The 23,270-nt window shown below is 52.2% G+C and carries 16 protein-coding genes; 11 read left to right on the top strand and 5 right to left on the bottom strand.

The annotated features are described in order from the left end of the window. Positions 1–304: 304 nt before the first annotated feature. From ldtD to ACLJPE_RS06520, 3 genes are all read left to right on the top strand, one after another. Positions 305–2,152, top strand: a complete 1,848-nt coding sequence (gene ldtD / locus ACLJPE_RS06530) for a L,D-transpeptidase (RefSeq protein ID WP_000925894.1) — start codon at positions 305–307, stop codon at positions 2,150–2,152. Between the two features lie 259 nt (positions 2,153–2,411). After that, positions 2,412–2,960, top strand: a complete 549-nt coding sequence (locus ACLJPE_RS06525; protein ID WP_000357052.1) for a YcbK family protein — start codon at positions 2,412–2,414, stop codon at positions 2,958–2,960. A 27-nt stretch (positions 2,961–2,987) separates the two neighbouring features. After that, positions 2,988–3,635 carry an MBL fold metallo-hydrolase gene (locus ACLJPE_RS06520; protein WP_001109471.1) on the top strand — a complete coding sequence of 216 codons (648 nt, stop codon included), beginning with the start codon at positions 2,988–2,990 and terminating at the stop codon, positions 3,633–3,635. A 61-nt stretch (positions 3,636–3,696) separates the two neighbouring features. Here the strand turns inward: ACLJPE_RS06520 and aspC are convergent, their stop codons facing one another. The 4 genes from aspC to pncB all read right to left on the bottom strand — a co-directional run bounded on the left by aspC (position 3,697) and on the right by pncB (position 9,541). Next, complete coding sequence (gene aspC / locus ACLJPE_RS06515) at positions 3,697–4,887, bottom strand: aspartate transaminase (RefSeq protein WP_000462653.1); 1,191 nt, start codon at positions 4,885–4,887, stop codon at positions 3,697–3,699. A gap of 184 nt (positions 4,888–5,071) precedes the next feature. Continuing rightward, a complete protein-coding gene (ompF, locus tag ACLJPE_RS06510; RefSeq protein WP_000977709.1) occupies positions 5,072–6,163 on the bottom strand; it encodes a porin OmpF in 1,092 nt (363 codons plus the stop codon). A 606-nt stretch (positions 6,164–6,769) separates the two neighbouring features. Continuing rightward, a complete protein-coding gene (gene asnS, locus ACLJPE_RS06505) occupies positions 6,770–8,170 on the bottom strand; it encodes an asparagine--tRNA ligase (protein ID WP_000117867.1) in 1,401 nt (466 codons plus the stop codon). 168 nt (positions 8,171–8,338) lie between these two features. Beyond that, on the bottom strand, positions 8,339–9,541 hold the full coding sequence (gene pncB / locus ACLJPE_RS06500) for a nicotinate phosphoribosyltransferase (RefSeq protein WP_000191405.1): 1,203 nt from the start codon (positions 9,539–9,541) through the stop codon (positions 8,339–8,341). 266 nt (positions 9,542–9,807) lie between these two features. Between pncB and pepN the strand changes: the two genes are divergently transcribed. From pepN to zapC, 3 genes are all read left to right on the top strand, one after another. Then, positions 9,808–12,420, top strand: coding sequence for an aminopeptidase N (gene pepN, locus ACLJPE_RS06495; protein ID WP_000193768.1), 2,613 nt, complete (start codon positions 9,808–9,810; stop codon positions 12,418–12,420). A 207-nt stretch (positions 12,421–12,627) separates the two neighbouring features. Then, positions 12,628–13,638 carry a quinone-dependent dihydroorotate dehydrogenase gene (gene pyrD / locus ACLJPE_RS06490; protein WP_000291723.1) on the top strand — a complete coding sequence of 337 codons (1,011 nt, stop codon included), beginning with the start codon at positions 12,628–12,630 and terminating at the stop codon, positions 13,636–13,638. Between the two features lie 165 nt (positions 13,639–13,803). After that, the gene (gene zapC, locus ACLJPE_RS06485; RefSeq protein ID WP_001220671.1) at positions 13,804–14,346 is read left to right on the top strand and encodes a cell division protein ZapC; all 543 of its coding nucleotides are present in this window, start codon (positions 13,804–13,806) and stop codon (positions 14,344–14,346) included. Here zapC and ACLJPE_RS06480 read toward each other — a convergent pair. Continuing rightward, complete coding sequence (locus ACLJPE_RS06480) at positions 14,343–15,452, bottom strand: YcbX family protein (RefSeq protein WP_023212160.1); 1,110 nt, start codon at positions 15,450–15,452, stop codon at positions 14,343–14,345. The genes zapC and ACLJPE_RS06480 overlap by 4 nt on opposite strands. Before the next feature lie 98 nt (positions 15,453–15,550). On the opposite strand from ACLJPE_RS06480, the gene rlmKL reads away from it, so the two are divergent. Genes rlmKL through pqiC form a run of 5 tightly spaced genes read left to right on the top strand, consistent with a single transcriptional unit; the run spans position 15,551 to position 23,052 of the window. Next, positions 15,551–17,659 (top strand): bifunctional 23S rRNA (guanine(2069)-N(7))-methyltransferase RlmK/23S rRNA (guanine(2445)-N(2))-methyltransferase RlmL, encoded by a 2,109-nt coding sequence (rlmKL, locus tag ACLJPE_RS06475; protein ID WP_001086481.1) that lies wholly within the window; start codon positions 15,551–15,553, stop codon positions 17,657–17,659. Between the two features lie 12 nt (positions 17,660–17,671). Beyond that, a complete protein-coding gene (locus ACLJPE_RS06470) occupies positions 17,672–19,579 on the top strand; it encodes an ABC transporter ATP-binding protein (protein ID WP_000053043.1) in 1,908 nt (635 codons plus the stop codon). Between the two features lie 14 nt (positions 19,580–19,593). Continuing rightward, positions 19,594–20,847: a membrane integrity-associated transporter subunit PqiA gene (gene pqiA, locus ACLJPE_RS06465; protein ID WP_000333143.1), complete on the top strand. Its 1,254-nt coding sequence runs from the start codon at positions 19,594–19,596 to the stop codon at positions 20,845–20,847. Positions 20,848–20,851: 4 nt separating this feature from the next. Beyond that, positions 20,852–22,492 carry an intermembrane transport protein PqiB gene (gene pqiB / locus ACLJPE_RS06460; protein WP_023233085.1) on the top strand — a complete coding sequence of 547 codons (1,641 nt, stop codon included), beginning with the start codon at positions 20,852–20,854 and terminating at the stop codon, positions 22,490–22,492. Then, a complete protein-coding gene (pqiC, locus tag ACLJPE_RS06455) occupies positions 22,489–23,052 on the top strand; it encodes a membrane integrity-associated transporter subunit PqiC (protein WP_000759136.1) in 564 nt (187 codons plus the stop codon). The genes pqiB and pqiC overlap by 4 nt, the downstream gene beginning before the upstream one ends. The last annotated feature ends 218 nt before the right edge of the window (positions 23,053–23,270 follow it).

The following is a 23,270-nucleotide window of genomic DNA, read 5'->3' as shown; positions in this document are numbered from 1 at the left end:
ATCAGGCAAGGCCGGATAAGTCGGTTACGCCGCCATCCGGCACAACAAGTTCTGCTTTATCATTACCCTGGGGCGGCGAAAGCCGCCTTTTTCTTTATCTGAAAAATCTCTCCGGGTAGTGCATTTTCTTTAAACTTCTTTACATTAGGTTAGGCAAAAACGTAACGAACTTTATATACTGGAGTTAAGCCTGACGAGTGAGCAGGCTGACTCGTCATACTAAACAAAAGCATCGGTTGAGGTTGACCCGCGCTGCGGGCAGCACAGTCATGCGGAGTATGATAACGAAAACAGGGGGCAAGGGATGTTGCTTAACAAGATGTGTGGTCGTTGTCTGTCGGCAATCAGTTTATGCCTGGCCGTAACATTCGCTCCACTGTTCAATGCGCAGGCCGATGAGCCTGAAATGATACCTGGCGATAGCGCCGTTGCCGCGACGGATCAGGCTGGGCCGCAGAAGCAATCCGCCGCGACGGCGATTATGGCCGGGATTCAGCCGCTGCCGGAGGGCGTTTCAGCCGAGAAAGTCCGGGCTGATTTACAGTCGCAGCTTCCTTCCGGCTATACGCCGGTCTATATGAGCCAGCTAACATTGCTGTATGCCGCGCGCGACATGAAGCCCATGTGGGATAATCGCGATGCGGTGAAAGCCTTCCAGCAACAGTTGGCGGAGGTGGCGATTGCCGGATTCCAGCCGCAGTTTACCGCCTGGGTGGCATTGTTGACCGATCCCGCCGTAAACGGTATGGCGCGCGATGTTGTGTTGTCAGACGCCATGATGGGCTATCTCCATTTCATTGCGAATATCCCCGTCAAAGGCCAGCGCTGGTTATATAGCAACAAACCTTACGCATTGGCGACGCCGCCAGTCTCGGTGATTAACCAGTGGCAAATCGCGCTGGAAGAGGGGCAGTTGCCGATGTATATCGCCAGCCTGGCGCCGCAGCATCCACAGTATGCGCCCATGCATGACGCGCTACTGAAGCTGGTGGCGGACTCTCGCCCGTGGCCGCAGTTGACCAATACCGCGACGCTGCGCCCGGGGCAATGGAGTAACGATGTGCCTGCGCTGCGCGAAATATTACAGCGTACGGGGACGCTGGATGGCGGTCCAAAGATAGCCTTACCCGGCGATAACACTGCTGATAGCGCCGTCGTCAGCCCCTCCGCCGCGGTAGTCGAAACATCGGTGGCGCAGCCGGTCGACGAACAAACGGCCCGCCGTAGTAAGTCGGCTCCGGCGGCACGCGCCTACGATCGTGAACTGGTCGAGGCGGTAAAGCGTTTTCAGGCATGGCAAGGGCTGGGGGCGGATGGCGTTATTGGCCCGGCGACGCGTAACTGGCTTAATATGACCCCCGCGCAACGCGCAGGCGTACTGGCACTGAATATCCAACGTTTACGCCTGCTGCCGGCGGAACTCTCTACCGGTATTATGGTAAACATTCCCGCTTATTCGCTGGTCTACTATCAGAATGGCAACCAGGTGCTGGCTTCGAGGGTGATCGTCGGGCGTCCTGACCGTAAAACGCCGATGATGAGCAGCGCGCTGAATAATGTGGTGGTGAACCCGCCGTGGAACGTTCCGCCCACGCTTGCGCGTAAAGACATTTTACCGAAGGTGTGGAATGACCCAGGCTATCTGGAGCGCCATGGCTACACCGTGATGCGCGGCTGGAACAGCAAAGAAGCGATCGATCCGTGGCAGGTTGACTGGGCCACCATTACGCCATCGAATCTTCCGTTCCGTTTCCAGCAGGCGCCAGGCGCGCACAATTCGCTGGGGCGTTATAAATTTAATATGCCGAGTTCAGATGCGATCTATCTGCACGATACGCCCAACCATACTCTCTTTCAGCGTGACGCCAGGGCGTTAAGTTCCGGCTGCGTGCGGGTCAATAAGGCCTCTGAACTGGCGAATATGCTCTTGCAGGATGCTGGCTGGAACGATGCGCGGATCTCAGGCGCCCTGAAGCAAGGCGACACGCGGTATGTCAATATCCGGCAGAACATTCCAGTAAATCTTTACTATCTGACCGCGTTTGTCGGCGCAGATGGACGTATGCAATATCGTACAGATATTTACAATTACGATCTCACAGCGCGATCCAGCGCACAAATTGTGCCAAAGGTTGAACAATTAATCAGGTAAATGAAGAAGTTCTGGTAAATATGTTGTCCTAATGTTTGGCTTCAACGGGGCGTTTCGCTGTAGACCCCCGTTGTGGCTGGGGGAGGGCCATCTTGACGCGGGCTTTATCGGCAGTTAAGGTGCCTTTCGTGCGCCAGAAGTGCATATACAACAACCTTTAAGTCGACCGGGCCGTTCAGAAGTCTGTGCCAGCCGGTATCATGTCTGCTTAAAGGTAGAAGTGTATTAACGATAACATTGACCTGTAGACCTGATTATCATGGACAAATTTGACGCTAATCGCCGCAAGCTGCTGGCGCTTGGTGGTGTCGCTCTCGGCGCCGCCATCCTGCCCGCGCCAGCGTTTGCCACACTCTCGACCCCACGCCCGCGCATTTTGACGTTAAACAATCTCCATACCGGAGAGTCAATCAAGGCGGAGTTTTTCGATGGAAGAGCCTATATTCAGGATGAATTAGCAAAGTTAAACCATTTTTTCCGTGACTATCGCGCGAATAAAGTCCGATCAATCGATCCCCGCCTGTTTGACCAACTTTACCGACTTCAGGGGCTGTTAGGGACGCGTAAACCTGTGCAGCTCATCTCGGGCTACCGTTCTCTTGATACCAATAATGAATTACGCGCCCGTAGCAGCGGCGTAGCGAAAAAAAGCTACCATACAAAAGGGCAGGCGATGGATTTTCATATTGAGGGCGTGGCGCTGAGCAATATTCGCAAAGCGGCGTTATCTATGCGCGCAGGTGGTGTAGGATATTACCCACGTAGTAACTTTGTGCATATTGATACCGGGCCGGCGCGGCACTGGTAATCAGCGAGGCTTAATCAAAGGAGCAGTATGAACTATCGTATTATTCCGGTCACCGCGTTCTCCCAGAACTGTTCATTAATCTGGTGCGAACAAACCCGGCTGGCGGCGCTGGTCGATCCGGGCGGCGACGCGGAAAAAATTAAACAGGAAGTGGACGCCAGCGGCGTGACGTTGATGCAAATTTTACTCACGCATGGGCATCTCGATCATGTCGGCGCGGCGAGTGAACTGGCGCAGCATTACGGCGTTCCTGTTATCGGTCCGGAAAAAGAAGATGAGTTCTGGCTGCAAGGACTGCCGGCGCAAAGCCGCATGTTTGGTCTGGATGAGTGTCAGCCGCTGACGCCTGATCGCTGGTTGAACGACGGCGATCGCGTCAGCGTGGGGAATGTGACGTTACAGGTGTTACATTGTCCGGGACACACGCCGGGACACGTGGTTTTCTTTGATGAACAGTCGCAACTGCTGATCTCCGGCGATGTGATTTTCAAAGGTGGCGTCGGGCGCAGCGATTTTCCTCGCGGCGATCACACCCAGTTGATTGACGCTATTAAGCGTAAATTATTGCCGCTTGGCGATGATGTGACCTTTATTCCTGGCCACGGCCCGCTCTCTACGCTCGGGTACGAGCGTCTGCATAATCCCTTCCTGCAAGATGAGATGCCGGTCTGGTAAGCAGAATGAAAAAGCCTGCAATGTGCAGGCTTTTTTATCGGTCACGCCAGTCGGCAGCTTTTTACAGTACCGCGACAATGGCTTCGCACAGCGGCGCCATATTATCCGGGGTCATGCCCGCCACGTTCACGCGACCAGAAGCCACGGCATAAACGCCGAACTCTTCACGCAGACGCAGCACCTGATCTTTGGTCAGACCGCTGAATGAGAACATCCCGTTCTGCTTGATAATAAAGCTGAAGTCACGGTTCGCGCCTTTTTCCTGCAAGGTATTCACGAACAGTTGACGCATACGCTGAATACGCTGGCGCATATCCGTCAGTTCCTGTTCCCAGATAGCGCGCAGGGCGTCATTACTCAGGATAGTCGCGACGATGGACGCGCCGTGCGCTGGCGGGTTGGAGTAGTTAGCGCGAATGGCGGATTTCATCTGGCTAAAAGCGCGATCCACGGTTTCCGCATCGGCGGCAACGAGGGTGCAGGCGCCGACTCGTTCATTATATAAGCCGAAGTTTTTGGAGTAGGAGCTGGCGACAATGAGCTCTTTATGCAGCGCGGCAAAGGCGCGCAGACCTTCCGCATCTTCTTCCAGGCCGCGGGCAAAGCCCTGGTAAGCGAAATCGAATAGCGGCAGCCACCCTTTTTCAACGGAAAGCTCAGCCAGAACCTGCCACTGTTCCAGAGTAGGGTCAATGCCGGTTGGGTTATGACAGCAACCGTGGAACAGAACCACATCGCCGGCCTGAGCTTCGCTCAGGCTGGCTTGTAACGCTTCAAAATCCAGCGTGTGATTTTCCGCATCGTAGTAAGCGTACTCCCGAACTTCCAGGCCGGCAGCGTTAAACACGCTTTTGTGGTTCGGCCAGCTGGGGTTGCTCACCCACACCCGTTTTACCGGAGTATTTTTTGCCAAAAAGTCGGCGGCAATGCGTAACGCGCCGGTACCGCCCGGCGTTTGCGCCGTGCGTGCGCGCTTATCGTTAATCAGCGCGCTGCCTTTGCCGAACAGCAGTTCCTGAGTGCAGCGAGCAAATTCCGGAATCCCGTCAATGCCGAGATAGTTTTTCGTCGTTTCATTTTCCAGTAAATACTGCTCGGCTTTTTTAACGCTGGTGAGCACCGGTGTTTTGCCGGTTTCATCTTTATATACGCCAATGCCAAGGTTAATTTTCCCTGGACGGTCATCGGCGCGAAACAGATCGGCCAGGCCCAAAATCGGGTCGGCAGGAGCGGCGGTTATGTTCTCAAACATGACGAGGTTCCATTATAGTTACAGAAGGGAAATCCGCTATCAGGTTAACGGCAGATTTACAAAATGCCAACCGTTAGCGCTAAAAAGCCCGCCTGTTTTTGAAAGACGCACATTTTCTCTAAGAGAGATAAAAAAACAGGACCGAAGTCCTGTTTTTGAGGCATAAAACAAAGGGGTCTGCTGATCAGAACTGGTAAGTAATACCGACAGCCGCCTGATCGTCGGTGCCAACGTAGCTGGAGCTGTAGTCGTTTTCGTCCAGCAGGTTGAAACGGTAGTCAACCCATACGTTCATGTTTTTGTTGAAGTAGTAAGTCGCGCCCGCCTGAATATATTTCGCCAGATCGGCCGAGCCGTCGGCGCCGTTCAACTGCTTACCTTTACTCTGCACATACGAGATTGCCGGACGCAGGCCGAAGTCAAACTGGTACTGAGCGACCACTTCCAGGTTCTGCGTTTTGTTTGCCATTTCCACGGTATCGGTAACCGTATTTTCAACAATGCTCATATTGCGGGTTTCAGCATATACGGCAGCCAGGTAGACGTTGTTTGCATCATATTTCGCGCCAACGGCCCATGACTCTGCGCGATCGCCATTACCATCGCGATCCTGCTGATCGTTAGTACGCTTGCTGTTGCTGTACGCTGCGGTGACGCCAAAGCCGTCGAACTCATATGCCATGGTGTAACCTACGCCATCGCCATTCTGAGAGTTAATGCTGTGGTTGTCCTGATTTTTACCCTGATACTGGATACCGAAAGAGAGACCGTCCACCAGACCAAAGAAGTCAGAGTTACGGTAGGTCAACAAACCGCCAGCACGGCTGGTCATGTAGTTATCAGTATAGGCGCCGCCCCAGGTTTCGCCGGAGAAGTAGGGGGCCATATCGGTATAGGATTCAACATCGTAAACGATACCGTAGTTACGACCATAATCGATTGAACCCACTTCCGCGTATTTCAAACCCGCGAAAGCCAGACGGACCAGATTCGAGTTCTGCTGTTCGCCTTCAGCGCGGTCTGCTTTAGTACGGTATTCCCACTGACCGAAACCGGTCAGATCGGTGTTAATCTGCGTTTCCCCTTTAAAACCAATCTGGGCATAAGTCTGGTCGGCATTTTTGCTATCGCCGGTCGTTGTCCATACGTGACGACCCACGGCTTTACCGTACAGATCCAGCTTATTACCATCTTTATTATAAATTTCTGCTGCGTTTGCGGTTGCAGCAGCCAGCAGGGCAGGGATCACCGCTGCCAGGATTTTGCGCTTCATCATTATTTATTACCCTCATTGGTTTTTTTATATGACACCTGCCACTGCCGTCAATAAATTCCGTCAATAAAACTTTACAGAAATATTGATGAGAGTTTGGTGTCTTTATGTGTCTGACAGGCATCTTTCCATTCAAACTAACGTTTCGCTACCGTGAAAGTGCTACAAATATAAAGATTTAGTTTCAAAAGGAAAAAATATGTAAACAAATGTTATTTTCGCGGAACTTTGTGAACAACGTCAAACTTCCCCTGAGTTCTCGCTTTGATTTGATCGTTTTTCTTTTATCACTATGATTTTATTGTAATTATTGGCTTGTAGAACCGTTGTGCCTGAAAAAGCAGCAGACGAGCCATTTCATAAAAATAGCCATTTAGAAGTCTTGATGTCTGAAATTATGGTGAAAAATTGTGCTATTAGAACAGAAAAATCTAATCCGCAATAAAATTAAGGATTAATTTTTATGTGTAAATATTTTCGTGAAATATACAGTAACAAGATGTGGTAATTCAGAGGGTTGTAATTAAATTTATTTACTTATTGATAATAAAACTGACATTCAGGCGAAAAAAAAGGCCAGCATAGCTGGCCTTGAGTGTGACGTAAAAATCAGAAGCTGGCGTTGCGTGGGGTCCGTGGGAACGGAATAACATCGCGCACGTTTTGCACACCCGTGACGTAAGCGATAAGGCGTTCAAAGCCCAGGCCAAAGCCGGAATGCGGTACAGTACCGTAGCGACGCAAGTCGCGATACCACCAGTAATCCTCTTTATTCAGCCCCATTTCGGCCATACGGGCATCCAGCACATCCAGACGCTCTTCACGCTGGGAACCACCGATGATTTCGCCGATTCCCGGCGCCAGCACATCCATGGCCGCCACGGTTTTGCCATCTTCGTTAAGGCGCATGTAAAATGCTTTAATTTCCTTCGGATAGTTTTTCACCACTACCGGCGCTTTGAAATGCTCTTCCGCCAGATAACGTTCGTGTTCGGAAGAGAGGTCGACGCCCCAGAACACCGGGTTTTCAAATGTCTTACCACAGCGTTCCAGAATGGCGACCGCATCGGTGTAATCCACCTGAGCGAAGTCGGTAGAGACAAAACGCTCCAGACGAGCGATAGCGTCTTTATCCACGCGTTCGGCAAAGAACTTCATATCATCCGCACGCTCTTCCAGAACCGCCTTGAAGACATATTTCAGCATGGCTTCCGCCAGACGGGCGTTGTCTTCCAGATCGGCGAACGCCACTTCCGGCTCCAGCATCCAGAACTCCGCCAGGTGGCGGCTGGTGTTGGAATTTTCCGCGCGGAAGGTCGGCCCAAAAGTATAGATTTTGGACAGCGCACAGGCATACGTTTCACCGTTGAGCTGGCCGGAGACGGTCAGGAATGATTCTTTGCCAAAAAAGTCTTTGTCAAAATCTACTCTGCCCTGGTCGTTACGCGGCAGGTTTTCCAGATCCAACGTTGAGACGCGGAACATTTCGCCAGCGCCTTCGGTATCGGAAGCGGTAATCAGCGGGGTAGAGACCCAAAAGAAACCCTGCTCATCGAAGAAGCGATGCAGCGCCTGCGCCAGAGTATGGCGGACGCGCGCTACCGCGCCAATCAGGTTGGTGCGCGGGCGCAGATGCGCGACCTCACGCAGATACTCAATGCTATGGCGTTTTGCCGCCATCGGGTAGGTATCCGGATCTTCCACCCAGCCTGCGACCTCTACTTTCGTAGCCTGGATTTCGAAACTTTGCCCCTGTCCCGGCGACGCGACAACCTTACCTGTTACTACTACGGAGCAGCCTGTCGTCAGGTGTAATACTTCTTCATTATAATTGGGCAGAGAATTATTAATGACAGCCTGTACAGGATCAAAGCAGGAGCCGTCATAAACGGCGAGGAAGGAGATGCCAGCTTTTGAATCTCGGCGGGTACGCACCCATCCGCGCACGGTGACTTCTTGGTCAACGGCTACGCGGCCCTGGAGTACGTCGGCTACAGGCACAACGCTCATAATATTCTCTCTGTTAATAGTCGGAAAAAATAAACACTTGTCCACCCGAAATGGGGGTATTCCTATGTTACCTGGCATCTGCAATCAGACAAGCAGAAATCGCAGCTGAAGTGAAAGATTTCGGAAATAAACCTGAAAAAGGAGCCCAGGCAGGCTCCCTGGAAAGAATTAACTGGCTTTGCGGATCTGCGGGAGATCAAAGGCTTTACGCAGCGCGCGCACAAACGCTTTATCATGACAGATCGTTTTACCGGGGCTGTCGGAAAGTTTAGCCACCGGCTTTCCGTTACATTCCACGAGTTTAATCACAATATTGAGCGGTTTTACCTGAGGGATATCGCAGGTCAGGCGGGTACCGATGCCGAAGCTTAACTGCACGCGAGAGGCGAAATGGCGATAGAGCTCGACCGCCTTTTGCAGATCAAGGTTATCTGAAAAGACCAGCGTTTTTGTCAGCGGATCAATCCCCAGCTTTTCATAATGGGCAATCGCCTTTTCGCCCCATGCGACAGGGTCTCCTGAGTCGTGGCGTAACCCCTGATAACGGCTGGCGAATTCAATGCCGAAATCGCGTAAAAACGCATCCATTGTAATGCAATCTGTCAATGCGATACCAAGCTGGTCCGGATATTCGTTAAGCCAGGCGGCCAACGCGGCACGCTGGCTGGTCGCCAGGTCCGGACTGATTTGTTGATGCGCCTGGAACCATTCGTGCGCCTGAGTGCCCATCGGCGTCAGCGCCAGGCGACGCGCGAGATCATAGTTGCTGGTGCCGACGAACCATGACTCCTGCTGGAGACGTTTAACTATCGCCTGCTGCACTTCACGAGAGAAACGGCGGCGGGTGCCGAAGTCCATCAGGTGGAAGCGGGACATATCGAGATTGGCGGTTAACGCAGTGAAATCAACCAGCTTACTTTCCAGCGCGTCGAGCGCCTGATCAACGCCCGCGTTTGGCGAGCGGTAGTGATGAACCAGCTCACTGATCACGGCCAGCAGCGGCACTTCCCACATAATGACTTCACGCCACGGGCCGGTTAAGCGAATATTCAGCTTGCCGTTATCGTTGGTGACACAGACTTGAGCTGGGTTATAGCGAAACTCGCGTAACCAGTTCAGATAATCCGGTTTAAAAAAGGGCAGGCCGGAGAGCCACTGGAACTCGTCCTCCTGGAGGCGCAGGTGCTGCATCGCGTCCACCTGCTCGCGAATAGCATCGGCATAAATACCCAGCAGGTCGTCGCCACGGCAACGAAACTCAGCCGCTACCTGCACATCATAGTAGTGGTGAAAAACGGCTTGCTGCATATGCAACTTATAAGCATCTGTATCCAGCAACGAGTGCAGAACAGGAGAAGCGAATTGTGTCATAGGTGCGCTGTTGCGTCCTCTCACGGGAGCGTTTAGTACAATAAACAACTAAGAAAACCGCTGGAGTATACCTTGTTTAGCGATTTATTGAACCCCGATCACACCATAAGCTGTCTTTAGGGTCGAGCGCATTTCGTGCCCCATGTTATAAAAATGTAGCAAAGAGGCCGTTTGTGCCTGAAAAGATGAACATTCTGCGTAGCGCGATTTGCGCAACAGGAATAGACTGGAGTCGACACTCTACACAAAGATGCGAAAGGTTTTTTATGACACAACAGCCACAAGCCAAATACCGCCATGACTATCGCGCGCCGGATTACCAGATTACTGATATTGACTTGACCTTTGACCTCGATGCCGAAAAAACCGTGGTCACCGCAATAAGCCAGGCTGTTCGTCATGGCGCGCCTGATGCGCCTCTTCGCCTTGATGGGGAAGATTTAACGCTGGTATCTATCCACGTCAACGATGCGCCGTGGACAGCATATAAGGAAGAAGAGGGCGCGCTTATCATCCGCGACCTGCCAGAGCGTTTTACGTTACGCATTGTCAACGAGGTAAGTCCGGCGGCGAATACGGCGCTGGAAGGATTGTACCAGTCCGGCGATGCGCTCTGTACCCAGTGTGAAGCGGAGGGCTTCCGCCATATTACCTGGTATCTTGACCGCCCGGACGTACTGGCGCGATTTACCACCAAAATTATTGCCGATAAAAGCAAATATCCCTTCCTGCTCTCCAATGGCAACCGTGTTGCGCAGGGCGAACTGGAGAATGGCCGTCACTGGGTTCAGTGGCAAGATCCGTTCCCGAAACCGTGTTATCTGTTTGCGCTGGTGGCCGGTGATTTTGACGTGCTGCGCGATACCTTTACCACCCGCTCCGGGCGTGAAGTCGCGTTAGAACTGTACGTTGACCGTGGCAATCTGGATCGCGCGCCGTGGGCAATGACCTCGCTGAAAAATTCCATGAAATGGGATGAAACGCGTTTTGGGCTCGAATATGACCTCGACATCTATATGATTGTCGCGGTGGATTTCTTTAATATGGGCGCGATGGAGAATAAAGGTCTCAATATCTTTAACTCCAAATACGTGCTGGCGCGAACCGATACCGCGACGGATAAAGATTATCTCGATATTGAGCGCGTGATAGGTCATGAGTATTTCCACAACTGGACCGGCAACCGCGTCACCTGCCGCGACTGGTTCCAGTTGAGCCTGAAAGAGGGGCTAACCGTGTTCCGCGATCAGGAGTTTAGCTCTGATTTGGGGTCACGCGCGGTGAACCGCATCAGTAACGTGCGTACCATGCGCGGTTTACAATTCGCGGAAGACGCCAGCCCGATGGCGCATCCTATCCGCCCGGATAAAGTAATCGAAATGAATAACTTCTACACCCTCACCGTTTATGAAAAGGGTGCGGAAGTCATTCGCATGATCCACACGTTGCTGGGTGAGGAAAATTTCCAGAAGGGGATGCAGCTTTATTTTGAGCGCCATGACGGCAGCGCCGCGACGTGTGATGACTTCGTACAGGCGATGGAAGATGCTTCTAATGTCGATTTGTCCCATTTCCGCCGCTGGTACAGTCAGTCCGGCACGCCGATTGTAACGGTAAAAGATGATTATAATCCGGAAACCGAGCAGTACACGTTGACCATCAGCCAGCGTACTCCGGCGACGGCGGATCAGGCGGAGAAGCAGCCGCTGCATATTCCATTCGCCATTGAACTGTACGATAACGAAGGCAACGTCATTCCGTTGCAAAAAGGCGGTCACCCGGTCAATGCCGTGCTGAACGTCACGCAGGCGGAGCAGACATTTACCTTCGATAATGTCTACTTCCAGCCTGTTCCGGCCTTGCTGTGCGAGTTTTCAGCGCCGGTGAAACTGGAATATAAATGGAGCGATCAGCAGTTGACGTTCCTGATGCGCCATGCGCGCAATGATTTCTCCCGTTGGGATGCGGCGCAAAGCCTGCTGGCCACATACATTAAACTGAATGTGGCGCGTCATCAGCAGGGGCAACCGCTATCGCTTCCGGTGCATGTCGCTGATGCGTTCCGTGCAGTACTGTTGGATGAGAAAATCGATCCGGCGTTGGCCGCAGAAATTTTAACGCTGCCTTCGGCCAATGAAATTGCGGAGCTGTTTGAGGTCATTGACCCGATCGCCATTGCGCAAGTTCGTGAAGCGCTAACGCGTACGCTGGCGGCAGAACTGGCGGATGAGTTCCTGGCTATCTATAACGCCAATCATCTGGATGAGTATCGTGTTGATCACGGCGATATCGGTAAGCGCACGCTGCGCAATGCTTGCCTGCGCTTCCTGGCGTTTGGTGAGACGGAGCTGGCTAATACGCTGGTCAGCAAACAGTATCGCGACGCCAATAATATGACCGATGCGCTGGCGGCCCTGTCTGCTGCGGTGGCGGCGCAGTTGCCGTGCCGCGATATGCTGATGCAGGAGTATGACGATAAGTGGCATCAGGACGGCCTGGTGATGGATAAATGGTTTATCCTGCAATCCACAAGCCCGGCGGAAAATGTACTGGAAACCGTACGCAGCCTGCTCAAACACCGTTCTTTCAGTATGAGCAACCCGAACCGCATCCGTTCATTAATTGGCGCATTTGCTGGCAGCAACCCGGCGGCGTTCCATGCGCAAGACGGTAGCGGATACCAGTTCCTGGTCGAGATGCTGACCGATCTGAATAGCCGTAACCCGCAGGTAGCATCTCGCCTCATTGAACCGCTGATTCGTCTGAAACGTTATGATGATAAGCGTCAGGAGAAAATGCGCGCGGCGCTGGAGCAGTTAAAAGGACTGGAGAATCTTTCCGGCGATCTGTACGAGAAGATAACTAAAGCGTTAGCCTGACAGTATCTGCTATAAAGAGGTAAGACATGCCCGGTAAGCGTTAGCGCTGCCGGGCATTTTTTTGCCGGACGATGACGCTCGCTGGCGAAACGTGAAGTGAGAATGAAGGAAAACGATTGCTATTTATTGCCGTAGGTCAATTCCCTTTTGCTTTGTTATCGCCCATAATACGCCCCCGGTTTGCACACCGGGAATCCAGGAGAGTTCATGTACTATCCCTTCGTTCGTAAAGCCCTTTTCCAGCTCGATCCAGAGCGCGCTCATGAATTTACATTTCAACAATTACGCCGCATTACAGGTACGCCGCTGGAAGCGCTGGTGCGCCAGAAAGTACCGACAAAGCCGGTTACCTGCATGGGACTTACCTTTAAAAATCCACTGGGGCTGGCTGCCGGTCTGGATAAAGACGGGGAGTGCATCGACGCGTTAGGCGCGATGGGGTTTGGCTCCCTGGAAATCGGCACCGTGACGCCGCGCCCACAGCCGGGTAACGATAAGCCGCGTCTTTTTCGTCTGGTGGATGCTGAAGGTCTGATCAATCGGATGGGCTTTAATAATCTGGGCGTCGATAACCTGGTCGAGAATGTTAAAAAAGCCCATTTTGATGGTATTCTGGGAATTAACATCGGTAAAAATAAAGATACGCCTGTCGAAAATGGCAAAGATGACTACCTGATTTGTATGGAAAAAGTCTATGCTTATGCGGGTTATATCGCCATTAATATTTCTTCGCCGAATACGCCAGGGCTACGTACGCTCCAGTATGGCGATGCGCTGGACGATCTGTTAACTGCCATTAAAAATAAGCAAAACGATCTTCAGGCGATCCACCATAAATATGTGCCGGTGGCAGTAAAGATCGCGCCGGATCTTTGTGAAGAAGAATTGATCCAGGTTGCCGATAGCCTGCTTCGTCATAATATTGATGGGGTGATTGCGACAAATACCACCCTCGATCGTTCTCTGGTACAAGGAATGAAAAATTGCCAGCAAACGGGGGGATTAAGTGGCCGGCCATTACAATTAAAAAGCACAGAAATTATTCGCCGTTTATCCCAGGAGTTAAAAGGACAATTGCCTATTATCGGCGTCGGCGGCATTGACTCAGTTATCGCCGCGCGCGAGAAGATAGCGGCAGGAGCTACGCTGGTACAAATTTATTCCGGCTTTATTTTTAAAGGCCCGCCATTGATTAAAGAAATCGTAACGCACATCTAAACTTTACCCTTTATCAGACAACCAGGGCTTTATTTCCGGCGCTGGTTGTTTTATATTTCTCCACTGTTGCTTATTTAGACATTTTAGGCTTTTATTATTGGGGTAATAAACGAAGCGGCGAAAGGACAATGCTGTTACGAGTTGCTTAAAAGCGGGAGAGAGGTAATGCGAATTAAACCTGACGATAACTGGCGCTGGTATTATGATGAAGAGCACGATCGTATGATGCTCGATCTCGCCAATGGTATGCTTTTTCGCTCGCGCTTCTCTCGTAAAATGCTTACGCCGGACGCGTTTTGCCCGACCGGTTTTTGTGTGGATGATGCCGCGCTCTATTTTTCCTTTGAAGAAAAATGCCGGGATTTCGAATTAACTAAAGAGCAACGCGCGGAGCTGGTGTTGAATGCGCTGGTGGCGATTCGCTATCTCAAACCGCAGATGCCAAAAAGCTGGCATTTTGTGGCGCATGGCGAAATGTGGACCCCGGGAACGGGCGATGCCGCAAGCGTCTGGTTAAGCGATACGGCGGAACAGGTTAATTTGCTGGTCGTTGAGCCGGGAGAAAATGCCGCGTTGTGTCTGCTGGCCCAGCCGGGCGTGGTGATAGCAGGCCGAACCATGCAGCTTGGCGATGCGATTAAAATTATGAACGACAGGCTGAAACCGCAGGTTCACTGTCACAGTTTCAGCCTTGAACAAGCGGTTTAATTTTCCAGTCGTAACGCGGTCTTAGGCACGCAGCTACAGCTCAGAATCGTACCATCGTCACCCATAGCCGATTTTTTCAGCGGACTTACTTCGCCTTCCAGCAAACGTATCCGGCAGCAACCACAGATACCAGCCCGGCAAGAATACGGAATACGAATTCCCTGATTCTCCAACTGTTCCAGTAGTACCTGTTGATTATTCCCGCAGAAGGTTTGCCCCTGCCAGTCGATGGTTACACTCGCGTCCGGGTGTTTCTCTGGCGTAACGCTGTCGTCGACCGTTGTGGTGCCATAAGCTTTTGCCGGGGCTGTCGCCAGAATCTCCACCTCATCGCCGACGCGAATGACGCCGCTATTGCGGGCAATCAGATTCTGACCGAAATCCACATCGCCATTGTCCTGGGCAGTACGAAAAGCTTGCAGTGTCGCCAGCGGTTCTCCGGAAGGATGTTTTTGCCCCTTTTCAGGGCTGACGGTCGTAAAAATACAGCGGCTACAGGGTTTCACGACGTCAAAAATCACATCGCCAATGCGAAGCACTTTCCAGCTATCTTCCTCCCAGGCCGCTACGCCGGAAACCACTAAGTTTGGGCGAAATTGTTCCATTTGTACGCCTGCCGGACAACGCTGTTGCAGATCGCGCAGCGAGGCTTCGTTGGTCAATAAATACGGGTAGCCATCGGCAAATCCCAGCGGCACCGCGTTATGCCGTTTAACCCGGCGCGTCAACTGCGGCCCAACCCAGCGCAACTGGACATCGCGGGAGAAAAAGCCGCTCAACCATTGATTAATCGCCGTCGGGGCGACGCGAGCGGTAAAATGGTTTCCCCAGACCTCGGTCGGCGCATCCTGCAGGGTGAAATCCGTAAAGCGAACCAGCGCGCTACTGCCGTCTGGCGCGGTCAAATGAAGGCCGTCGTGTAAGGGGGAGGGGGTAAAACGTACCATTTGTGGAAACTGGCGGGCGGTGATAAATGTGCCGTCAGGCTCGGTTATCATGAAGATGCGATCAAAAGCCAGGCCGCTGATATCTGCCAGCGCATGAGTCAGACCAATGCCGCGCATGGATTTGACCGGATGAATAAAGAGCCGTGATAACGTCGCCACCGTACAGTCCCTCAAATGAAAATAAGCCTTCAACTTTATGACATGGGCGTGAGATTAGCTATAATGCGCAACAATTTTCTTAGCGTAAAAGTGACAATATGAATTCTCTGTTTGCCAGTACGGCCCGCGGGCTGGAAGAGCTGTTAAAAACTGAACTGGAAAAACTGGGCGCCGTAGGGTGTCAGGTTGTTCAGGGTGGGGTCCATTTTCAGGGCGACACGCGGCTTATTTACCAGAGCCTGATGTGGAGCCGCCTGGCCTCGCGTATTATCCTGCCGATGGGTGAGTGCAAGGTCTACAGCGATCTCGATCTTTACCTCGGCGTTCAGGCGATAAACTGGACAGAGATTTTTAATCCTGGCGCGACGTTTGCGGTGCATTTCAGCGGCCTGAACGACACCATCCGTAATAGTCAGTATGGCGCGATGAAAGTTAAAGACGCGATTGTCGATGCATTTACGCGGAAAAATCTTCCGCGTCCAAATGTGGACCGCGAATCACCGGACCTCCGTATTAACGTCTGGCTGAATAAAGAAACTGCCAGCATTGCGCTGGATCTCAGTGGTGATGGCCTGCACCTGCGCGGTTATCGCGATCGCACCGGGCTGGCGCCAATTAAAGAGACGCTGGCGGCAGCGATTGTTATGCGTTCCGGCTGGCAACCAGGTACGCCGCTGCTCGACCCTATGTGTGGTTCGGGGACACTATTGATTGAGGCCGCGATGTGGGCGACCGATCGCGCGCCGGGCCTGCACCGTGGTCACTGGGGATTTAGCGGCTGGGCGCAGCATGACGAGGCTATCTGGCAGGAAGTGAAAGCCGAAGCGCAGACCCGGGCGCGTAAGGGACTGGCGGAGTATTCCTCTCATTTCTACGGTTCCGACAGCGATGCGCGCGTCATTGAGCGGGCGCGCAGCAACGCCCGTCGCGCCGGTATCGGCGAGCTTATCACCTTTGAAGTGAAAGATGTGGCGCAACTGAGTAATCCATTGCCGAAAGGCCCGTATGGTACGGTGATCAGTAACCCGCCTTACGGCGAACGTCTGGACAGCGAACCGGCGCTGATTGCGTTGCACAGCCTGCTGGGCCGTACCATGAAAAATCAGTTTGGCGGCTGGAACCTGTCGCTGTTCAGCGCTTCGCCCGATTTGCTGGGCAGCCTGCAATTACGTGCCGACAAACAGTTTAAAGCCAAGAATGGCCCGCTGGACTGCGTGCAGAAAAACTATCATATTGCGGAAACCACGGCGGACAGTAAACCGGCGACGGTGGCGGAAGATTACGCTAATCGCCTGCGTAAAAATCTTAAAAAGCTGGAGAAATGGGCGCGCCAGGAAGGGATTGAATGCTATCGCTTGTATGATGCCGACCTGCCGGAATATAACGTGGCGGTAGACCGTTACGGCGACTGGGCAGTGATTCAGGAATATGCGCCGCCGAAAACGGTGGATGCGCAAAAAGCGCGGCAACGTCTGTTCGATATTATTGCGGCAACCTTGTCAGTGCTCGGTATTCCGCCGAATAAACTGGTGTTAAAAACCCGTGAACGACAAAAAGGAAAAAACCAGTATCAGAAAATGAGCGAGAAGGGCGAGTTCCTTGAGGTCAGCGAATATAATGCGCGCTTATGGGTAAATCTGACGGATTATCTCGACACCGGTCTGTTCCTCGATCACCGTATTGCCCGCAGAATGCTGGGAGAAATGAGCAAAGGCAAAGATTTCCTGAATCTCTTTTCTTATACCGGCAGCGCCAGCGTACATGCGGGGCTGGGCGGCGCGCGCAGCACCACAACGGTGGATATGTCCCGCACCTATCTGGAGTGGGCCGAACGTAATTTGCGTCTGAACGGACTGAGTGGCCGCGCGCATCGCCTGATTCAGGCCGACTGCCTGGGCTGGCTGCGCGAGGCGAATGAACAGTTCGATTTGATCTTTATCGATCCGCCAACGTTCTCTAACTCAAAACGTATGGAAGAGTCGTTTGATGTTCAGCGCGATCATGTTGCGTTAATGAAAGATTTAAAACGCCTGCTGCGTAAAGGCGGCACCATCATGTTCTCAAATAATAAGCGCGGATTCCGTATGGATCTGGAAGGGCTGGCTGAGCTGGGGCTTACCGCACAAGAAATTACGCAAAAAACGCTTTCCCCGGATTTTGCCCGTAACCGTCAGATTCATAACTGTTGGCTGATCCGCGCCGCCTGAAAGGAAAAGTAAATGTCATTAATCAGTATGCATGGCGCATGGCTGTCGTTCAGCGACGCGCCGCTTCTCGATAACGCAGAGTTGCATATCGAAGATAACGAACGCGTCTGTCTGGTGGGGCGTAACGGCGCCGGGAAATCCACCTTGATGAAGATCCTCAACCGCGAACAGGGTCTGGACGATGGGCGTATTATTTATGAGCAGGATCTGATCGTCGCGCGTCTGCAACAGGACCCGCCCCGTAATATTGCGGGCAGCGTCTATGACTTTGTCGCCGAAGGTATCGAAGAACAAGCGGAATACCTCAAGCGCTATCATGAGATTTCCCGTCTGGTGATGACCGATCCCAGCGAGAAAAACCTCAATGAAATGGCGCGCGTACAGGAACAGCTCGATCATCATAATCTGTGGCAGCTGGAAAACCGTATTAATGAAGTGCTGGCGCAGCTTGGACTCGATCCTAACGCCGCGCTGTCGTCGCTCTCCGGCGGCTGGCTGCGTAAAGCCGCGCTGGGTCGGGCGCTGGTCAGCAATCCGCGCGTATTGTTACTGGATGAACCGACTAACCATCTGGATATCGAAACTATCGACTGGCTGGAAGGGTTTCTGAAAACCTTTAACGGAACGATTATTTTTATCTCTCACGATCGTTCGTTTATTCGCAATATGGCGACCCGCATTGTCGATCTCGATCGTGGCAAACTTGTCACCTATCCGGGAAATTACGATCAATACCTGCTGGAGAAAGAAGAAGCGCTGCGCGTAGAAGAATTACAAAACGCGGAATTTGATCGCAAACTGGCGCAGGAAGAAGTCTGGATTCGCCAGGGTATCAAGGCGCGCCGCACCCGTAATGAAGGGCGCGTGCGGGCGTTAAAAGCGATGCGTCGTGAACGCAGCGAGCGCCGGGAAGTGATGGGCACGGCGAAGATGCAGGTCGAAGAGGCGACGCGCTCCGGTAAAATCGTTTTTGAGATGGAGAATGTCGATTACCAGGTAGAAGGAAAACAACTGGTAAAAGATTTCTCCGCTCAGGTGCAGCGCGGCGACAAGATTGCGTTAATTGGCCCGAACGGCTGCGGTAAAACCACGCTACTGAAACTGATGCTGGGACAGCTTCAGGCTGACAGCGGGCGCATCCACGTAGGAACGAAGCTGGAAGTCGCCTACTTCGATCAGCATCGCGCCGAACTGGATCCGGAAAAAACCGTGATGGATAACCTTGCGGAAGGCAAGCAAGAGGTGATGGTAAACGGTAAGCCGCGCCATGTACTGGGCTATTTGCAGGACTTCCTGTTTCATCCCAAACGGGCGATGACGCCCGTTCGCGCGCTTTCTGGCGGCGAACGTAACCGTCTGCTGCTGGCGCGACTGTTCCTCAAGCCGAGCAATCTTTTAATTCTCGATGAACCAACGAACGATCTTGACGTCGAAACGCTGGAACTATTAGAAGAATTAATTGATGGCTATCAGGGCACGGTACTACTGGTCAGCCACGATCGGCAATTTGTCGATAATACAGTGACGGAATGCTGGATTTTCGAGGGCGGCGGCAAAATCGGACGTTATATCGGCGGCTACCATGATGCGCGTGCGCAGCAAGAGCAGCATCTGGCGACGAAACAGCCGATGGCGAAAAAAAATGAGGAAGTTATTGCCCCTAAAGCAGAAATTGTAAAACGTGGCAGTAGCAAACTAAGCTATAAACTGCAGCGCGAGCTGGAGCTGTTACCCGGTCAGCTTGAAGACCTGGAAGCGAAGCTGGAAGCGCTACAGGCGCAGGTTGCGGATGCGGCCTTTTTTAGCCAACCCCATGAGCAAACGCAAAAAGTTCTGGCCGATTTAAGTCAGGCGGAGCAAGAACTTGAGCAAGCCTTCGAACGTTGGGAGTATCTTGAAGGCCTGAAAAACGGGGCATAACGAAAGGAGCGCCTATGTGTGAACATCACCATGCTGCGAAGCACATATTGTGCCCGCAATGCGACATGCTGGTGGCTTTACCCCGCCTCTCGCATGGGCAAAAAGCAGCATGTCCACGATGCGGCGCAACGTTAACGACCGAGTGGGACGCGCCCCGGCAGCGTCCTACCGCCTATGCGTTAGCGGCACTATTTATGTTGCTGCTTTCTAACCTTTTTCCCTTCGTGAATATGAATGTCGCGGGCGTCACCAGCGAAGTCACGCTTCTGGAAATCCCCGGCGTCATGTTTTCTGAAGATTACGCCAGCCTCGGCACGTTCTTTTTATTATTTGTCCAACTGGTGCCGGCATTTTGCCTGGTGACCATTCTATTACTTGTCAACCGTGCCAATCTGCCGTTGTCGGTAAAAAAAACGCTGGCAAGGATCTTTTTCCTCCTCAAATCGTGGGGAATGGCGGAAATATTTCTCGCCGGGGTGTTGGTCAGTTTTGTTAAGCTGATGGCCTACGGCGATATCGGCATCGGCAGCAGTTTTATTCCCTGGTGCTTATTTTGTCTCGTTCAACTGCGGGCGTTCCAGTGTGTCGATCGCCGCTGGTTGTGGGATGATATCGCCCCGCAGCCTGCACTGGCGCAGCCGTTAACGCCGGGGATTACCGGTATCCGGCAGTCTTTGCGTTCTTGCGCCTGCTGCACGGCGATCCTGCCTGCGGAGAGTCTCGTCTGTCCGCGTTGCCATACGAAAGGCTATGTCCGGCGTAAAAACAGTTTGCAGTGGACGCTGGCGTTATTATTTACCTCGATCATGCTTTATCTGCCCGCCAATATTTTGCCGATTATGATTACCGACTTACTGGGCTCTAAAATGCCGTCGACCATTCTGGCTGGCGTGATTTTGCTGTGGAGCGAGGGGTCTTATCCGGTGGCGGCGGTTATCTTTCTCGCCAGTATTATGGTGCCGACGCTAAAAATGATCGCTATTGCCTGGCTTTGTTGGGATGCGAAGGGCCACGGTAAGCGCGACAGTGAACGGATGCATTTTATTTATGAAGTAGTGGAGTTTGTGGGGCGCTGGTCAATGATTGATGTCTTTGTCATTGCCGTACTCTCTGCGCTGGTGCGTATGGGAGGGTTAATGAATATTTATCCTGCGATGGGTGCGTTGATGTTTGCTTTAGTCGTCATAATGACAATGTTTTCTGCGATGACCTTTGATCCGCGTCTGTCGTGGGATCGTGAATACGAACCAGGCCATGAGGAGTCCTGATAGCATGGAACCTAAAAAAGGGGAAGCCAAAGTACAAAAGGTGAAAAATTGGTCGCCTGTCTGGATATTCCCGATTGTTACTGCGCTTATCGGAGCCTGGATTCTGTTTTATCACTACAGCCACCAGGGACCGGAAGTTACCTTAATTACCACCAATGCGGAAGGTATTGAAGGCGGAAAAACGACGATCAAAAGTCGCAGCGTGGATGTCGGCGTGGTTGAAAGCGCGACGCTGACTGACGATCTGACCCATGTACAAATCAAAGCGCGGCTTCATTCCGGCATGGAAAAGTTGCTGCATAAAGACTCGGTATTTTGGGTCGTAAAACCGCAGGTGGGGCGTGAAGGCATCAGCGGGCTTGGGACGCTGCTATCAGGCGCGTATATTGAACTACAACCAGGAAGTAAGGGCAGTCAGCCGGAAAGCTATCAGCTTCTTGATTCACCGCCGTTGGCGCCGCCCGATGCCAAAGGCATTCGTGTGATTCTGGACAGCAAAAAGGCCGGTCAGCTCAGTCCTGGCGATCCCGTTCTGTTCCGGGGCTATCGGGTAGGATCCGTTGAAACCAGCTCTTTCGATCCGCAAAAACGGACAATGAGTTATCAGTTGTTCATTAAGGCGCCAAACGATCGATTGGTTACCAGTAATGTCCGATTCTGGAAAGATAGCGGTATCGCTGTGGATCTGACATCGGCGGGAATGCGCGTGGAAATGGGATCGTTGACGACATTGTTTGGCGGCGGCGTGAGTTTTGATGTGCCGGAAGGACTTGAGCAGGGGCAACCTGTCGCCGAAAAAACGGCGTTTAATCTCTACGACGATCAAAAAAGTATTCAGGATTCGCTGTACACCGATCATATCGATTACCTGATGTTCTTTAAAGATTCGGTGCGCGGATTACAACCTGGCGCGCCGCTGGAGTTCCGCGGTATTCGTCTGGGGACGGTAAGCAAAGTGCCTTTCTTTGCGTCTAAAATGCGCCAGGTATTTAACGATGATTACCGTATTCCTGTGCTGGTGCGCATTGAACCGGAGCGTCTGAAAGCGCAACTGGGAGAAAATGCGGATGTTGCCGCGCATTTGGCGGAGCTGCTTAAGCGCGGTCTGCGTGCATCGCTTAAAACCGGTAACCTGGTGACCGGAGCGCTGTATGTCGATCTGGACTTTTATCCTAAGGAACCGCCGATTACCGGGCTACGCGAATTTGATGGTTATGAAATTATTCCCACCGTCAGCAGCGGCCTGGCGCAAATTCAACAGCGACTGGTGGAAACGTTGGATAAGATCAACAACCTGCCGCTGAATCCGATGATTGAACAAGCGACCAATACGCTGTCTGAAAGCCAGCGTACTATGCGTCGGCTGCAAACCACGCTGGATAATATGAACAAGATTACCTCCAGTCAGTCGATGCAGCAGCTTCCGGCGGATATGCAAACGACGTTACGCGAACTTAACCGCAGTATGCAAGGCTTCCAGCCTGGATCGGCGGCGTATAACAAAATGATGGCGGATATGCAGCGTCTCGATCAGGTGCTTCGTGAGTTACAACCGGTGTTGAAAACTCTGAACGAGAAGAGCAACGCGCTGGTATTTGAAGCGAAGGATAAAAAAGATCCTGAGCCTAAGAGGGCGAAACAATGAAAAAATGGCTAGTCGTGATAATGGCGTTCTGGCTGGCGTCATGTAGCTCCGGCGGAGAGAATAAAAGCTATTATCAGCTCCCGATAGCGCAAAGCGGTGTGCAAAGCACCGCAAGCCAGGGCAACCGTCTCTTATGGGTAGAGCAGGTTTCCGTACCTGACTATCTGGCAGGTAACGGCGTGGTGTATCAAACCAGTGATGTCCAGTATGTGATTGCCAATAACAATCTGTGGGCCAGCCCGCTGGACCAGCAATTACGTAACACGCTGGTGGCGAATCTTAGCGCCCGGCTTCCTGGCTGGGTCGTCGCTTCCCAGCCGTTGGGAACCACCCAGGATACGTTGAACGTTACCGTAACCGGATTCCATGGACGTTACGATGGTAAGGTTATCGTCAGCGGGGAGTGGCTATTAAACCACAACGGACAACTGATTAAGCGGCCTTTCCATATCGAAGCCAGCCAGCAGAAAGATGGCTATGATGAGATGGTCAAAGTACTGGCAAGCGCATGGAGTCAGGAAGCAGCCGCTATCGCAGATGAGATAAAGCGCCTTCCCTGAGATAAAAGTAATGTAAATTTAACCGCTTCAGGTCGTGCGCCTGAGGCGGTTTTTTTATTTTTGACGCCGGAAAAATAGTTGTTATGGCTCACATTTTTTGTACAAATGATTTACCGTATAGCTCACAAATATGACATTGGTGTGAATTTTGCGCATTGACGGGCGATCCATTTAGAGGTATTCGTGTAGTGTGATTGCACATTTTGTAATCACTGTTT

The sequence above is a fragment of the Salmonella sp. SAL04196 genome (genome assembly GCF_046550835.1).
Lineage (GTDB): Bacteria > Pseudomonadota > Gammaproteobacteria > Enterobacterales > Enterobacteriaceae > Salmonella > Salmonella enterica.
This window is presented reverse-complemented; position numbering and strand designations above follow the sequence as displayed.

Bases quoted from the DNA above. Each gene is read 5' to 3' on its own strand.
- ldtD (WP_000925894.1), top strand. From the start codon at position 305: ATGTTGCTTAACAAGATGTGTGGTCGTTGTCTGTCGGCAATCAGTTTA.
- ACLJPE_RS06525 (WP_000357052.1), top strand. From the start codon at position 2,412: ATGGACAAATTTGACGCTAATCGCCGCAAGCTGCTGGCGCTTGGTGGT.
- ACLJPE_RS06520 (WP_001109471.1), top strand. From the start codon at position 2,988: ATGAACTATCGTATTATTCCGGTCACCGCGTTCTCCCAGAACTGTTCA.
- aspC (WP_000462653.1), bottom strand. From the start codon at position 4,887: ATGTTTGAGAACATAACCGCCGCTCCTGCCGACCCGATTTTGGGCCTG.
- ompF (WP_000977709.1), bottom strand. From the start codon at position 6,163: ATGATGAAGCGCAAAATCCTGGCAGCGGTGATCCCTGCCCTGCTGGCT.
- asnS (WP_000117867.1), bottom strand. From the start codon at position 8,170: ATGAGCGTTGTGCCTGTAGCCGACGTACTCCAGGGCCGCGTAGCCGTT.
- pncB (WP_000191405.1), bottom strand. From the start codon at position 9,541: ATGACACAATTCGCTTCTCCTGTTCTGCACTCGTTGCTGGATACAGAT.
- pepN (WP_000193768.1), top strand. From the start codon at position 9,808: ATGACACAACAGCCACAAGCCAAATACCGCCATGACTATCGCGCGCCG.
- pyrD (WP_000291723.1), top strand. From the start codon at position 12,628: ATGTACTATCCCTTCGTTCGTAAAGCCCTTTTCCAGCTCGATCCAGAG.
- zapC (WP_001220671.1), top strand. From the start codon at position 13,804: ATGCGAATTAAACCTGACGATAACTGGCGCTGGTATTATGATGAAGAG.
- rlmKL (WP_001086481.1), top strand. From the start codon at position 15,551: ATGAATTCTCTGTTTGCCAGTACGGCCCGCGGGCTGGAAGAGCTGTTA.
- ACLJPE_RS06470 (WP_000053043.1), top strand. From the start codon at position 17,672: ATGTCATTAATCAGTATGCATGGCGCATGGCTGTCGTTCAGCGACGCG.
- pqiA (WP_000333143.1), top strand. From the start codon at position 19,594: ATGTGTGAACATCACCATGCTGCGAAGCACATATTGTGCCCGCAATGC.
- pqiB (WP_023233085.1), top strand. From the start codon at position 20,852: ATGGAACCTAAAAAAGGGGAAGCCAAAGTACAAAAGGTGAAAAATTGG.
- pqiC (WP_000759136.1), top strand. From the start codon at position 22,489: ATGAAAAAATGGCTAGTCGTGATAATGGCGTTCTGGCTGGCGTCATGT.